The following is a 12,474-nucleotide window of genomic DNA, read 5'->3' as shown; positions in this document are numbered from 1 at the left end:
GCGGCTTCGAGCAGCATGCCGGCGGCCAGATGGACATTGAAGCCGGACCACATGGCCGAGCCGCCGGTTTCGGCGGCCACGGCGGCGGCGAAGGCATCGGCCTTGGCTTCGAGGGCCTGGGCGGCCTTCATGAGCAGGCCGCGGCGTTCGCCCGGCCCCATGGCGGCCCAGGCCGGGAAGGCGCGCTCGGCGGCCTCGACGGCGGCGATGGCGTCGGCCACGGTGGCGGCGGGCGCGACGGTGGCGACGCTGCCATCCAGCGGGTTGCGGCGCTCGAAGGTGGCGCCATTGGAAGCGGCTTGCGATTCGCCGTCAATGAGCAGGGAAATGGTGGCCATGCTTGTCTCCTATGTTTTTGATTCGGCTACGACACGACGACTGTCACTTTACTCTACTTCGACTTCGATCAAATACGGCACCGTCGACCTGAGCCCCGCGGCCAGCGTCTCGCGCAGCGCCGCCGCATCGCTCACGCTGACGCCGGCGACACCCTGCCCCCTGGCCAGCGCGACGAAGTCGATGTCCGGCAGGTCGGTGCCTTGCACCGGATCATCGGACTTGAAGCCGAATTGCGGCGCGAAGTCCTGCAGCGCCGCATAGCGCCGGTTCTTCACGATCACGAACAGGATGGACAGCTTCAGCTGGGCCGCGCTCCACAGCGCCTGGATCGAATACATGCTGGAGCCATCTCCGATCAGCGCAATGATCTTCGCCTGCGGCTTGGCCAGCGCCACGCCGATGGCCGCCGGCATGCTGTAGCCCAGTCCGCCGCTGTCCATGGTGTAGAAGGTCTCGCTGCGCAGGATGGGCAGGTAAGTCTGCATCACCGGGCGCGAGCTCGGCGCTTCCTCGACCACGATATGGTCCGGGTCGCGCACTTCGGCCAGCGTCTGCAGCAGGTAGGCGACCGACATGCGCTGCGAGGCGACGCCCGGACGCGGCGGCTCCGCGCGCGGCGGCACCGGACGCATCGGCGGCCGCGGCCTGGCTTTCGCCGGCGTGCGGGCCAGCAGGTCGAGCACGCTGAGCCGGATGCCGCCGACGGCCGAGGTGCCCACCGGCGCCCACGAGGCCATCATCGGGTCCTCGATCAGCTGGCACAGGGCGGCGCCTTCGGGAACATGCGGCCCCGCGCCTTCCACGTGGTAGGTGAAGGCCGGCGCGCCGATGACGAGGATCAGGTCGGCGCCTGTGAGCTTCTGGACGATCTTCTCGCGCATCGCCGGCAGGTAGCCGGCGAACAGCGGATGGTCTTCCGGGAAACCGGCGCGGCCGGACATCGGCGCGACGAATACCCGCGCATTGTGGGTCTCCGCAAGCCGCACCACCGCATCCCAGGCATTGCCGCGATCCACCGCCGAGCCGACCACGAAGGCTGGCCGTTCGCAGGCATCGAGCTGGGCGCCGATGCGGTCGAGCACCGCCGGGTCGGCGCGGGTCTCGGAGCTGACGAGCCTCGGCGTGATCAATTCCGCCGGCTGGTCCCAATCGTCGGCCGGCACCGACACCAGCACCGGGCCGCGCGGCTCCTGCATGGCGATGTAGTAAGCCCGCGCGATCGCATGCGGCACATCCTGCGCCCGCGCCGGCTCGCAGCTCCATTTGACATAGGGCTTGGCGAGTTCGGTTGCCTGCCCGGAAAACAGGAACGGCTCGTAGGGCAGGATGGAACGCGCCTGCTGGCCGGCGGTGATGACCATCGGAGTGCGGTTCTTGAAGGCGGTGAAGATGTTGCCCATGGCGTTGCCGACGCCGGCCGCCGAATGCAGGTTCACGAACGAGGCGTTGCGGCTGGCCTGGGCGAAGCCGTCAGCCATGCCGACCACGACGGCTTCCTGCAGGCCGAGCACGTACTTGAAATCCGGAGGGAAATGGCGGAACAGCGGCAGCTCGGTCGAGCCGGGATTGCCGAATACGGAGGTGATGCCGAAATCGCGCAGCAGCGTCAGGACGGCGTCGCGCACCGTTACGCCCTTGTCTCCTTCGGTATTCATGCGGGATGGGTTGTCTGCTTGCATGAGATGCCTTCTTGATTGCAATAGTTGAACAATTGCTTATGCAGCGAGAGAGTATCCTCCCTAAGCTCATGCCCAGGAATTGCCTAGTTGCGCATAAGTCATTACACTTGGTTATGACTTTCGACCAGCGACAACTCTCGGCCTTTCTCGCCATCGTCGAGCATGGCAGCCTCGGCCGCGCCGCCGACGTGCTGCATCTGACTCAGCCGGCGCTGAGCCGCACCGTCAAGCGGCTGGAGAGCCAGGTCGGCGCCCCGCTTTTCGAACGCAATTCAAAAGGCATGCTGCTGACTGCCGTCGGCGAAGCCCTGCTGCCGCATGCGACGCTGATGGAAAGGGTGGCGGAGCAGGCGCATGAAGAGATCGATGCCGTGCGCGGGCTGGCGAAAGGAACCATCCGGGTCGGCGGCATCGCCAGCGTGGTCGGCCTGCTTCTGCCGCTGGCGATACAGCGCGTGCTGACCCGCTGGCCGAACCTGAAGGTGCAGATCATCGAGGGCGTCTGGGACCGCCTGGCCGATGCGCTGGTGAAGCACGAGATCGATCTCGCGCTCGGCGTGGCCGCCGACGAGAGCGAGGAGATCGTGCCGATCGCGGACTGCTACTGGGAAGACAACAGCTATGTGGTCGCCTCGGCCGGCCACCCGCTGCAACGCAAGCGGCAGGTGTCGCTGGCGGATACCATCGACCAGCGCTGGGCATCGACGCCAAAAGGCACCGCCCCTTACCAGCACCTGCATGAGGTCTTCAGGAGCAAGGGGCTGGGCAAGCCGAATATCGTGGTCGAGACGCGCTCCATCATCACCCTGAAAAGCCTGGTTTCCCATGCCGGATTCCTGTGCTGGATGGCGGGGCCGATGTTCGAAGATGAAAGGCGGGTCGGCCTGATGAGCGCATTGGCCATCCCGGGCCTGGATGCCCACCGGCGGCTGACGGTGTTCCGGCGCCGGGACGGAATCATGCCGACGCCCGCGGTAAGGCTGCTCGACGAACTGCGGCAGCTTGCGCTCCACAACCGGCGCGCCGATCAGAATCCCGCTGATTGAAACCGACCGGCGCCGCGCATGAAACGCGAGGGCTTTCCGATGAAGGCGCTTAGGTAGTCAGGCTCATCGCCGGCCGCCGCCCCGCCAGCGCATCGGCGAGGCTGGCCAGGACCATTTCCCCCATCGCGGTCCGGCTCTCGACGGTGGCGCTGGCGCGGTGCGCCTGCAGCACCACGTTGTCCATCGCGAACAGTTCCTGCGGCACGTTCGGCTCGTCGACGAACACATCCAGGCCGGCGCCCGCGATGGCGCCGGAGCGCAGGGCATGCACCAGGTCGCTTTCGTTGACGAGGCGGCCGCGGGCGATGTTGATCAGGTAGCCTCCCTTGCCCAGCGCCTCGAGTATGCGGGCGTCGATGATGCCCTCGGCCTTGTCGGCGGCGGCGCACAGCACCAGCGCATCGCTCGCCTCGGCAAGGCGCCGCAGCTCGGGAATGAATTCATGGCCAACGCCTGCGATCGGCTGCAGGTCGGTGTATCTCACCATGCAGCCGAAAGCCGCCGCCCGCTTCGCCACCGCCTGCCCTACCCGGCCCATGCCGACGATCCCGACCTGCATGCCGCTGACACGGCGCGCCAGGGGAATCGAGCCGGGCTGCGGAAATTCCGGCCACAGGCCGTCCCGCACGAAGCGGTCCACCGCGCACAGATTGCGGCAGGTGGCGAGCAGCAGGCCGAGCGCCATGTCCGCCACGTCTTCCGTCAGCGCGCCGAAGGTCCCGGTGACCGGGATGCCGCGCTGCCGTGCATAGGCGAGGTCGACGGCGTCAGTGCCGACGCCGTTGACGGCCACCACCTCGAGTGACGGCAAGCGCTCCATCAGGGCGCGGCTGATGCCGGTATGGCCGCCGGTGATCACGCCGCGGATACGCTGGCCGACTTCGCGGATGTAGGCTTCCTTGTCCTCCTGTTCGTAATAGCGCCGCATGGTGTAGAGGGCGTCGAGCTTCTCATTGATCGACGGCACCAGGATGGGATTCAACTGCAATACTTCTGGCTTCATGGCATTTCCTTGTGATTGATGCTGCGCAGCGCGGGCTGCGGCGCCGGGAGGCTACTCCGGCTGGATGTTGGCGGTCTTGATGATCTTGCCCCAGCGCTCGACCTCGCTGGCCTGGAAAGCCTTCAGTTCCTGCGGCGACGAGGTGAACACTTCCATGCCGTTCTGCTGCACGAAGCGCTTGACGCCATCGGCCTGCATCGCCCTGAGCATGAGTTCATTGAGCCGCTTGACGACGGGCTCCGGGGTATGGGCTGGGGCATACAGCGCGTTCCAGTAGCTGATCTGGTAGCCCGGCAGCCCGGTTTCATTCAGCGTCGGCAGCTCCGGCACGAGCGGCGAGCGCTGCAGGCTGGTGACCCCGAGCGCGTTCAGCTTGCCGGCGCGCACCTGGGGCAGGCTGGTGGTGAGGTCGACGATCATCATGTCGATCTGGCCGCTGACGAGATCGATCACCGCATTGGGATTCGCCTTGTAGGGCACATGGGTCATGCTGACGCCGGTCATCTGCTGGAACAGTTCTCCCGCGACGCGTGCGGAGGAACTGCCGGAGCCGAAGGTCAGCTTGCCGGGTTCCTTGCGCGCGAGGGCGATGAATTCCGAGACCGTCTTGGCCTTCACGCCGGGATTGGTCACCATCAGCAGGTAGCCCTTGACCAGCGCGGCCACCGGCGTGAAATCGCCGACCGGATCATAGTTCAGCCGCTTGAAGAGGAAGGGGTTGGCTGCCTGCGTGGTGTTGGTGGTCATGAAGACGGTGTAGCCGTCGGGCGCCGCGCGCGCCACCGCCTGCGCGGCGATGCCGCCGCTGGCGCCGGGCTTGTTGTCGACGATCACCGGCTGCTTCGTGATCTGGGTGACTTCCTGCGAGATGGCCCGCGCCAGTCCGTCGGTGGTGCTGCCCGGGCTGGAGCCGACCACGATGGTGATCGGCTTGGCGGGAAAATTCTGCGCCGCCGCCGGCAGCGCGATTGCCATCGCAACGCCGGCGCATGCCGCCAGCGTTGCGCTTGCTTGTCTCCAGTTTCTCATGGTTCGTCCCTTGATTAAGTTGTCCTGAAGCGGGGCAGCGAGACCGGCGCCCGGCGCGCCGGCGCACGATCGCCCATGCCGCACGCCGCCATGCGGGAAAGCCGCATGCGCCTTCCACCGCGGAAGGCGACGCGTGGTGCAATCAGCGAAGACCATTGTAGAAAGGGAGATTCAATTAGTCTAAGCTAGATGCTGTATCGATTAATCCAAACCTTGAATAAATGTTCGAACTTTTTCAGCTTCGCTGCTTCGTCGCGGTGGCGGAGGAACTGCACTTCGGCCGCGCCGCCCAGCGGCTGTTCATGACGCAGCCGCCGCTGAGCCGGCAGATCCAGCTGCTGGAGCATGCCCTCGGCGTGCGACTGCTGGAGCGCTCCACCCGGGCGGTGGTGCTGACCGCGGCAGGCAAGAGTTTCTATACCAACGCGCGGCTGCTCCTGAAGCAGGCAGAGCAGGCGGCCACCGAGGCGCGCCGCATCGATACCGGAGAGGCAGGCCGGGTCACGCTGGGCTTCACCGCGGTCACCGGCTACGGGCTCATCCCCGATCTGCTCGGCGCCGCGAAAAGCCAGATGCCGCAGCTCGAGATCCTGCTCAAGGAAATGGTTTCGCTGGACCAGATCGCGGCGCTCAACTCGAATCTCATCGACCTCGGCTTCATCCGCCCCCTCAGCATCCCGCATGCCTTCGCCACCGAGCTCCTGTTCGCGGAACCGCTGATGCTGGCGGTGCATGCGACCAATCCGCTGGCCAGGAAGCGCGGCATCAAGCCCGGCGACCTGGACCGGAAGCCGCTGATCATGCATTCTCCCGACGAGGGAAAATACTTCTACAACCTGATCACGGCGCTCCTGGGCGCGGCCGGCGTGCAGCCCACCTACGTGCAGTACCTGGAGCAGAACCACACCATCCTCTCGCTGGTCAGAAAGGGGCTGGGCATGGCGATCGTGCCGGCTTCTGCGAAGCACCTGCAATTTCAGGACGTGGTTTTCAAGCCGCTCTGGAAAAGCGAGATCCGGGCGGAAATCTTTCTCGCGTGGCGAGCCGATAGTCAGAATCCGGCGTTGCAGGTCGTGCGCGAGTTCGCCATGCGCCTTTGCCGGCGGCACCTGTCATGAGCGCCCGCATCCGCCGCGGCAGATGCCTTGCCGCTCGGACAGATCGCGGTGCTGTCGAGGAAATGTCCCCGTATTGAACCGCGCTTTTCCCCTGGCGAAGAATCGTCGCGCATTCCCGCGTGTCGAAGCGAAACAGGAGGTGCCATGCAGGGCCGAACCGGCATGGCATTCGATTGACCTCGTTGAACCAAGGCCGCCATGACCAAGCACACCACGCATGAAGACCAGCATGCCGCGAGGCAGGAAACGATTGCCGAATTCCGGCAAGCCGTCAACATGACCCCGGCCCAGCTGGAAAAATGGCTAGACAGCGAAGAGTCGAAGCGCGTCGGGCAGAAGCAAGGCGATCATGAATCGGTCGGCCACCGATCCGGCCGCCGCATCATCGACCTGCTGCACCGGCGCGCGCAGGACTTGAGCGAGGACGACATTGCCCACATGCGCAAGGTGGTGGGCTATATCCATCGCCATCTGGCTCAGGGACCGAGCAAGAGCGATCCCGCCACCAGCGACTGGCGCTATTCGCTCATGAATTGGGGACACGATCCTCAGAAGCATTGAAGCCGGCTCCGGCCGACCATTCGCGGTGAACCTCGACCAGGCTATTTCGCATGAACAACGAAGATCGATTTTTCAGAAAGCTCAAGCGGCTTACGCCGAGGCCGGTCGCCGAGGTGGATGACATCACGCTGGCGAGGCGCGTATTGGCGGATCCCGCATCCGATGAACTGGCGCGGGAGCTGGCGCGCCGGCTGCTCGTGCGGCGGGCCGTGCTCGACGCCCTGCGCGCCGGCGGCACCGGGGATGGGAAATAGGCGCGGCCTTGCAGAAGGATTTGCTTTCGTTTCCCGCAAGTCGGGAATTGACGGGAGCGGCTGCGGTCGAATTCAACAATACCCATGGCGCCGGTTTTGGTTATCATGAAACCGTTGCGCACCGCATTGACACCAAGGAAAGCTGATGCTTGCAAAGAAAACACTGCCGCTCCGGCAAAAGCTCATGATGATGATGCTTCCGGCGCTCGCCGCCGCGGGCTGGATGGCGAAACAGCTCGTGACCGAGGGCATGCCCGAGTCCGCCGCTCAGGTCAAGGCCATGCAGCGCATCGACGCCATCGAGAGCAGCTGCCTTGCGGCTGCCGGATTGCAGCCACGCGAAAGGGAACGCGAATTCACGCCGGCCGAAGCGGCCGCCCTGGCCCGCTGCGGCGCCCGGTAGGGCCGCAATCGCCGCACCTCATCCTGGCGGAAGCGGATCCGCCACCGTGAACTGATCGCCGGTGCCGGATGGCGCCGGCACTTCCTCTCGCCGAGCCTGCATTCCTCCTTCCAGCCTCCCCGGATTTCCACGGACCGTGCCCGTGCCCCTCGGCATCCGGCGCTAGACGGCGAATGCCATCTGCCGGGTATCCTGAGATAATCCCGCTCCATCCAACGTTGCCTGCCGCCATGCCCGATACGCCGCCCTTCGATCCGCCCTATTTCTCCATTGATAAAACCGACAGCGGTGTTCGCGTCATTCACACCGGCAGCGACGGCAGCCGCCAGGAACGCTTGCTTGGTCTGCATGAAACGGCGGGACTGCTGGTCGACATGCCGCAATCGTCGCCTGTGTCGTCGGCCGCGACGGCCGGCGGCTGGAAAAAGCCGGCGAAGGCATCCGGCGGCAAGCGGCCGGAAGGCGCCACCAAGCTGGCTGTACCCTTCGCGGAAAAAGATGCCGCCAAGAAGCTCGGTGCACGATGGGATGCGGAAGGCCGCACCTGGTACGTGCCGCCCGGCGTGGATGCCACCCCGTTCCGCCGCTGGCTGCCTGCCGCCGACCAGGGCTGATCCCGATCGGCAGCCCCGGGAAGGCTGGCGGAATTGCCCACCCGCGCGGCGCGAATGCGCGTCGCCGGGGGCGTGCAAACGGGCTTGAACCGGCAGCCCGAAGCCGGTTTTCCACGCCTGCAGGCGTTGCATTTCCCGGCCCCGACCCCATATTCCATTCAAGTCCCCGTTTCATTTCCCCCCCGCGCCAGCCGGTGCGCTTTCGATGGCAGCGCTGCAGCAAAGCCTTGCCGCCTGCATGGCCTGCGCGCTTGACATGTCCTCCTTACCCTGCGGTACGGCCGCTACAGACGAGCAATGACTTATTCAATTCATACCCAAGCCATGCCTGCCGCCGATGTGTACCAGCTGGCCACGCGGGTGCACCGGCACATCGGCTTTCAGAAAATCCGCCTCGGCGCCATGCTGTGCGTGCTGGAGGAAAGCGGCGAATGGCGCGGCCGCACGGCCGCCTCCAGCTTCCGCGGCTTCCTGCAGGAAGAAGGCATCTATCCGCAAGCGGCGCGGCAATACATGAAGGTGGCGCGCAAGTTCATCTTGGAACTCGACATGTCGCCGGAGCAGCTGCGCGCGGTGTCGCGCGCCAGCATGCGCGTGCTGTGCGCCGCCGCCGACGTGGCGACGCGCGACAACCTCGATGAACTGGTCGATCTCGTCGCCACATTGCCGCGCCCGGAAGCGATGGAAGAAATCCGCCTGCGCTTCGGCGGCGGCGAATCCGCCGAAGCGCCGTTCAGCAAGCCGGTGGGCAGGATTTTGAACGAGGTGGGCGAGCTGACCCAGACCCAGCGGGCGGAGCTGTTCAGCCGGCTCGGCATGCGCACCGCATCGGCGCGGACATCCAATGCGTCCTGAGCGCGGGGATTCTCCCGAGATCACGCGCACGTCCGACCGTCGGCGTGCCCGCGAGGCCAAGCCGGCGGAAAGGGAAAAGCCGCGCCAGTCGAGCAAATCCTACGCGCTCTGGCACCTCAGCCGGCGCGAGATGAGCGCCGCCGAGCTGCGCCAGAAGATCATCCGGCGCGGCTATTCGGAAGCGGAGGCGGACGAGGCGATGCGCTATGTGCAGGAAAACAATTACCAGTCCGACGAGCGCTATGCCGGCATGAAGGCGCGCGCGACGGCGCACCGGGCCGGCGACCGCAAGATTCGCATGGCCTTGCGCGCCAAGGGCGTGGAAGACGCCGTCTCGTCGGCGCAGATCGAGACGCTGGCGCCGGAAGGCGAGCGTGCCGTCGAGGCGGCGCAAAAATTCCGCGGGCTGGCGGCCGAGGGCATGACGCGCGAACTGAGCGCGAAGATCTGGCGCTATCTCGGCTACCGCGGCTTTTCCAGCGACGCCATCAAGCAAGCCTTGCAGGCCCTGTCGCAGCCCGATTAGGGCAGCCGGATCAGTCGATCGCCACGATCGGACGGCACAGGCGGGTGCCGGTTGGCGGCAACCCAAGCAAGGCAATTTCCCTCTCGGTCATCTTGCGCTGCACGCCGATGTCATCGAACGCCAGGACGGCGTTGCGGCTATCGCTCTGCACCACGGTGGCCACCCAGGTCTCGCAAGCGACCCAGTCATCGTCGGGATTGGCATCGGCGGCGCGGGCGGCGGGGATCAGGGCACAGAGAACGAGGGCGAGTGCGGCTGCTTTCATGAAAGGCGATAAAACGGGCTGATGAAAAGACCGCGGATGGTACAGCATCGGCTTCCTTGGTGACTTTCAGGAAGCTGACGGCGCTTGCACATTTCCATGCACGAGACAATGCGTGCCGATCGCAGCGCGCGCCCTTGCCATCGGCGGCCGCCTTCGTTATCGTTCATTCCTTCGAGAAAAGTATCCCCCGCGCCGAAACGGCAACCGCGTTTCGGCCTTCAATGCCATGGACCGTCCCTATCTGCCCGCCGCGAGCGAACGCTCGTTCAAGACCACCCTGCTGCCCGTTCTCATGGCCGCAGGACTGCATGCCGGGTTGCTGGCCGCATTCTGGATCGGCCAGCCCGCCGGTGCTTCGCTGACGCACACGGAGAAGGCATTGGAACAGCAGGCGGCGCAGGCAGCGTCTTCGAGCGATACACCGCCGCCTCTGGCAGCCGCGCCGGTGCAGACGCCAACGCAGCCGACCGGGGAGACCGGCCGGCCGCCGGCAGCAGCGATGGCACCGATGACGCCCCTGGCATCCGTCACAACGCTGGCGGCTGCGGCACCCGTTGCCTCGAAGGTGAAGATCGAAGCCGGCGCGAATGCTCACGCAGCGGCGCCGAAGCGGTCAACGCCGATACGTCATGTGAAGCCGGCACCGGCACTCGCTTCGGCTCGAACCGCGACAGGAAAGGCGGCCGGGACGGAGGGGCGGGATCGCCGTCATGCCGTCGAGCCTGCGGCAAAGCTTGCTGCCGCGGGAAAGCGCTCGCATGCCGTGAAGCCGCCGGCCAGGGCTGAACTGGCCCGCAGCCATGACGCGCGCCGCATGAGCGCCGGCAGCGAGCACGGCATCCACAAGGGGCAGCGCAGCTAGCGCCGAGGCCCGAAGCCGCCCTCCGGGACAACCACAACGGCATCGCGCAGTGGCAGTGGGGTGGCGGTGGGCTGGTCCCCCCGCACCTCTTCCAGCGCACCGAAATCCGTTGTGCGCGCATGCCCTGCCCTTGCAGCCGGCGACGGGCATCGAACTGCCAAATCGCGAAATGCCATTATTCCTGCGGGAGCGGCGGCCCGAAGGGACAGGCAAGGTCACTTCTGGATACGCTGGCAATCCAGCATGTCGGCAATCTCCAGGATATCCCGCAACGGCAGCTCGCCGCCGCCCCTGCATCGACCCAGGATTTCAAAGGCCCAGCGCGGGTAGCCCGGCGCCAGGCCATCCTTCATTTGCGCCGTGTAGCGGGCTACCGTTTCCCTCGCCAGAGCCTGCAGCCGTTCCGTTCCCGTCATCGCGAATTCCAGCCCTCCCGGTTGATCGAGCCGCCATGATAGGAAAACGTACGCATGCTGATAATCCCCTTTTTTAGGGATGCGCGTTCAGCGATGCGCAGGGCTTGAGGTGCCTCAATCGTCCTGAACGCGCCAGCCGGAATCGAAGCAGTGCGGGCGGATGGCTACCAGGGCGCGGGCGGTAGACCGCGACGCGATGCCACGCTTCAGGGCTCAGCGCTCGTCAGGCGCCACCAGGATCGCGCGGAAATCGTTCACATTGGTCAGCGTCGGACCGCTGACGAGCGTGTCGTTCAGGGCTTCGAAGAAGCCGTGGCCATCGTTTCTTTCCAGGTGCTCGCCGGGATGCAGCCCGGCCGCCCAGGCCCGTGCCAGCGTGTCCGGCGCGATGAAGGCGCCGGCGATTTCTTCGCGGCCATCGACTCCGTCGGTGTCGCCGGCAACCGCATGGATGCCCGGCTCGCCCTGCAGGGCGATGGCCAGAGACAGCAGGAATTCGACATTGCGGCCGCCGCGGCCCTCGCCGCGCACCGTCACCGTGGTCTCGCCGCCGGACAGCAGCAGGCACGGCGGGGCGACCGGCTGGCCATGCCGCGCCGCATGCCGGGCGATGGCGGCCAGCACCTTGCCGACATCGCGCGACTCGCCCTCGATATCGTCGCCGAGGATGTACGCCGGCATGCCCGCTTCCCGCGCCGCGTTCGCGGCGGCGTCCAGCGCCATGCGCGGCGTGGCGATGATGTGGGTCTCGCAGCGCGCCAGGCGCGGATCGCCCGGCTTGACCGATTCGCCCTGCCCGCTCTCCAGCACTTGCCGCACATTCGCCGGCACCTCGATGCCGTAGCGGGCGAGGATGGCGAGCGCATCGGCGCAGGTGGTCGGGTCCGCCACCGTGGGACCGGAAGCGACGTTGACCGGATCGTCGCCGGGCACGTCGGAGATCAGCAGCGTCACCACGCGCGCCGGATGGCAGGCGGCGGCAAGGCGTCCGCCCTTCACCGCCGACAGGTGGCGCCGCACGCAGTTCATTTCGGTGATGGAAGCGCCGCTGGCCAGCAGCGCCCGATTGACGGCCTGCTTGTCTTCCAGCGTGACGCCGGGCGCCGGCAGCGCCAGCAGCGAGGAACCGCCGCCGGAGATCAGGCACAGCACCAGGTCGTCGGGCTGCAGGTTCTGCACCATGGCGAGGATGCGCCCAGCCGCCGCATGGCCTGCGGCATCCGGCACCGGATGCGCCGCCTCCACGATTTCGATGTGGCGGCACGGCACGCCATGGCCGTAGCGGGTGACGACCAGGCCTTCGAGCGGACCATCCCAGTGCTGCTCGACCGCCTGAGCCATCGCCGCCGACGCCTTGCCGGCGCCGATGACGATCAGGCGCCCGGCCGGGCGTTGCGGCAGGAAGGGCGGCACGCAGTGGGACGGCTGTGCCGCTTCCACTGCCGCATCGAACAGCCGGCGCAGCAGCGCCTTGGCTTGATCCGGGCTCCAGGTCGTCATCGCA

At 66.4% G+C, this 12,474-nt stretch carries 17 protein-coding genes; 10 read left to right on the top strand and 7 right to left on the bottom strand.

Annotation, left to right across the window (positions count from 1 at the left end; translation table 11 throughout):
• Together CHB88_RS23355 and mdlC are read right to left on the bottom strand one after the other, a co-directional pair.
• Positions 1–338: aldehyde dehydrogenase family protein (locus tag CHB88_RS23355; protein WP_143131458.1), on the bottom strand; the 338-nt coding region annotated here is incomplete at its 3' end.
• A 48-nt stretch (positions 339–386) separates the two neighbouring features.
• Positions 387–1,994 carry a benzoylformate decarboxylase gene (mdlC, locus tag CHB88_RS23350; protein WP_089401769.1) on the bottom strand — a complete coding sequence of 536 codons (1,608 nt, stop codon included), beginning with the start codon at positions 1,992–1,994 and terminating at the stop codon, positions 387–389.
• A gap of 137 nt (positions 1,995–2,131) precedes the next feature.
• On the opposite strand from mdlC, the gene CHB88_RS23345 reads away from it, so the two are divergent.
• Positions 2,132–3,064, top strand: a complete 933-nt coding sequence (locus CHB88_RS23345) for a LysR family transcriptional regulator (protein ID WP_089401768.1) — start codon at positions 2,132–2,134, stop codon at positions 3,062–3,064.
• Positions 3,065–3,113: 49 nt separating this feature from the next.
• Here CHB88_RS23345 and CHB88_RS23340 read toward each other — a convergent pair whose 3' ends face one another.
• Complete coding sequence (locus tag CHB88_RS23340; RefSeq protein WP_089401767.1) at positions 3,114–4,067, bottom strand: 2-hydroxyacid dehydrogenase; 954 nt, start codon at positions 4,065–4,067, stop codon at positions 3,114–3,116.
• A gap of 51 nt (positions 4,068–4,118) precedes the next feature.
• On the bottom strand, positions 4,119–5,042 hold the full coding sequence (locus CHB88_RS23335) for a Bug family tripartite tricarboxylate transporter substrate binding protein (RefSeq protein WP_245845212.1): 924 nt from the start codon (positions 5,040–5,042) through the stop codon (positions 4,119–4,121).
• Positions 5,043–5,317: 275 nt separating this feature from the next.
• Here CHB88_RS23335 and CHB88_RS23330 point away from each other — a divergent pair, with 275 nt between their 5' ends.
• The 8 genes from CHB88_RS23330 (at position 5,318) to CHB88_RS23300 (ending at position 9,427) form a co-directional block, all read left to right on the top strand.
• On the top strand, positions 5,318–6,214 hold the full coding sequence (locus CHB88_RS23330; protein ID WP_089401765.1) for a LysR family transcriptional regulator: 897 nt from the start codon (positions 5,318–5,320) through the stop codon (positions 6,212–6,214).
• Between the two features lie 198 nt (positions 6,215–6,412).
• Complete coding sequence (locus CHB88_RS23325) at positions 6,413–6,775, top strand: DUF3140 domain-containing protein (protein ID WP_089401764.1); 363 nt, start codon at positions 6,413–6,415, stop codon at positions 6,773–6,775.
• Between the two features lie 50 nt (positions 6,776–6,825).
• Complete coding sequence (locus CHB88_RS23320) at positions 6,826–7,029, top strand: hypothetical protein (RefSeq protein WP_089401763.1); 204 nt, start codon at positions 6,826–6,828, stop codon at positions 7,027–7,029.
• An 8-nt stretch (positions 7,030–7,037) separates the two neighbouring features.
• Complete coding sequence (locus CHB88_RS25335) at positions 7,038–7,175, top strand: hypothetical protein (RefSeq protein WP_176442630.1); 138 nt, start codon at positions 7,038–7,040, stop codon at positions 7,173–7,175.
• Positions 7,175–7,432, top strand: coding sequence for a hypothetical protein (locus CHB88_RS23315; protein WP_089401762.1), 258 nt, complete (start codon positions 7,175–7,177; stop codon positions 7,430–7,432). The genes CHB88_RS25335 and CHB88_RS23315 overlap by 1 nt, the downstream gene beginning before the upstream one ends.
• 230 nt (positions 7,433–7,662) lie before the next feature.
• Positions 7,663–8,046, top strand: a complete 384-nt coding sequence (locus CHB88_RS25420) for a DUF5710 domain-containing protein (RefSeq protein WP_217900223.1) — start codon at positions 7,663–7,665, stop codon at positions 8,044–8,046.
• A 297-nt stretch (positions 8,047–8,343) separates the two neighbouring features.
• Positions 8,344–8,901, top strand: a complete 558-nt coding sequence (locus CHB88_RS23305) for a hypothetical protein (protein ID WP_143131457.1) — start codon at positions 8,344–8,346, stop codon at positions 8,899–8,901.
• Positions 8,891–9,427: a regulatory protein RecX gene (locus tag CHB88_RS23300; RefSeq protein WP_089401760.1), complete on the top strand. Its 537-nt coding sequence runs from the start codon at positions 8,891–8,893 to the stop codon at positions 9,425–9,427. Before CHB88_RS23305 ends, CHB88_RS23300 begins: the two co-directional genes overlap by 11 nt.
• Before the next feature lie 10 nt (positions 9,428–9,437).
• On the opposite strand, the gene CHB88_RS23295 is transcribed toward CHB88_RS23300, so the two are convergent.
• Positions 9,438–9,692: a hypothetical protein gene (locus CHB88_RS23295; protein WP_143131456.1), complete on the bottom strand. Its 255-nt coding sequence runs from the start codon at positions 9,690–9,692 to the stop codon at positions 9,438–9,440.
• Positions 9,693–9,804: 112 nt separating this feature from the next.
• On the opposite strand from CHB88_RS23295, the gene CHB88_RS23290 reads away from it, so the two are divergent.
• Positions 9,805–10,554, top strand: a complete 750-nt coding sequence (locus CHB88_RS23290) for a hypothetical protein (RefSeq protein ID WP_089401758.1) — start codon at positions 9,805–9,807, stop codon at positions 10,552–10,554.
• A gap of 215 nt (positions 10,555–10,769) precedes the next feature.
• On the opposite strand, the gene CHB88_RS23285 is transcribed toward CHB88_RS23290, so the two are convergent.
• Both CHB88_RS23285 and CHB88_RS23280 read right to left on the bottom strand, forming a co-directional pair.
• Positions 10,770–10,970: a hypothetical protein gene (locus CHB88_RS23285; RefSeq protein WP_089401757.1), complete on the bottom strand. Its 201-nt coding sequence runs from the start codon at positions 10,968–10,970 to the stop codon at positions 10,770–10,772.
• 213 nt (positions 10,971–11,183) lie between these two features.
• Positions 11,184–12,470 carry a glycerate kinase type-2 family protein gene (locus tag CHB88_RS23280; RefSeq protein WP_089401756.1) on the bottom strand — a complete coding sequence of 429 codons (1,287 nt, stop codon included), beginning with the start codon at positions 12,468–12,470 and terminating at the stop codon, positions 11,184–11,186.
• Between the last annotated feature and the right edge of the window lie 4 nt (positions 12,471–12,474).

The sequence above is a fragment of the Noviherbaspirillum humi genome, assembly GCF_900188095.1.
Taxonomy (GTDB): domain Bacteria; phylum Pseudomonadota; class Gammaproteobacteria; order Burkholderiales; family Burkholderiaceae_D; genus Noviherbaspirillum; species Noviherbaspirillum humi.
Note: the sequence above shows the minus strand (reverse complement) of the source record. Positions and strands in the feature narration are given on the sequence as shown.

Excerpts from the sequence above, each read along its gene's own strand:
- CHB88_RS23285 (WP_089401757.1), bottom strand. The coding sequence starts at position 10,970 with ATGACGGGAACGGAACGGCTGCAGGCTCTGGCGAGGGAAACGGTAGCC.
- mdlC (WP_089401769.1), bottom strand. The coding sequence starts at position 1,994 with ATGAATACCGAAGGAGACAAGGGCGTAACGGTGCGCGACGCCGTCCTG.
- CHB88_RS23305 (WP_143131457.1), top strand. The coding sequence starts at position 8,344 with ATGACTTATTCAATTCATACCCAAGCCATGCCTGCCGCCGATGTGTAC.
- CHB88_RS23335 (WP_245845212.1), bottom strand. The coding sequence starts at position 5,042 with ATGGCAATCGCGCTGCCGGCGGCGGCGCAGAATTTTCCCGCCAAGCCG.
- CHB88_RS23295 (WP_143131456.1), bottom strand. The coding sequence starts at position 9,692 with ATGAAAGCAGCCGCACTCGCCCTCGTTCTCTGTGCCCTGATCCCCGCC.
- CHB88_RS23325 (WP_089401764.1), top strand. The coding sequence starts at position 6,413 with ATGACCAAGCACACCACGCATGAAGACCAGCATGCCGCGAGGCAGGAA.
- CHB88_RS23300 (WP_089401760.1), top strand. The coding sequence starts at position 8,891 with ATGCGTCCTGAGCGCGGGGATTCTCCCGAGATCACGCGCACGTCCGAC.
- CHB88_RS25420 (WP_217900223.1), top strand. The coding sequence starts at position 7,663 with ATGCCCGATACGCCGCCCTTCGATCCGCCCTATTTCTCCATTGATAAA.
- CHB88_RS23320 (WP_089401763.1), top strand. The coding sequence starts at position 6,826 with ATGAACAACGAAGATCGATTTTTCAGAAAGCTCAAGCGGCTTACGCCG.
- CHB88_RS23345 (WP_089401768.1), top strand. The coding sequence starts at position 2,132 with ATGACTTTCGACCAGCGACAACTCTCGGCCTTTCTCGCCATCGTCGAG.
- CHB88_RS23315 (WP_089401762.1), top strand. The coding sequence starts at position 7,175 with ATGCTTGCAAAGAAAACACTGCCGCTCCGGCAAAAGCTCATGATGATG.
- CHB88_RS23340 (WP_089401767.1), bottom strand. The coding sequence starts at position 4,067 with ATGAAGCCAGAAGTATTGCAGTTGAATCCCATCCTGGTGCCGTCGATC.
- CHB88_RS23280 (WP_089401756.1), bottom strand. The coding sequence starts at position 12,470 with ATGACGACCTGGAGCCCGGATCAAGCCAAGGCGCTGCTGCGCCGGCTG.
- CHB88_RS23330 (WP_089401765.1), top strand. The coding sequence starts at position 5,318 with ATGTTCGAACTTTTTCAGCTTCGCTGCTTCGTCGCGGTGGCGGAGGAA.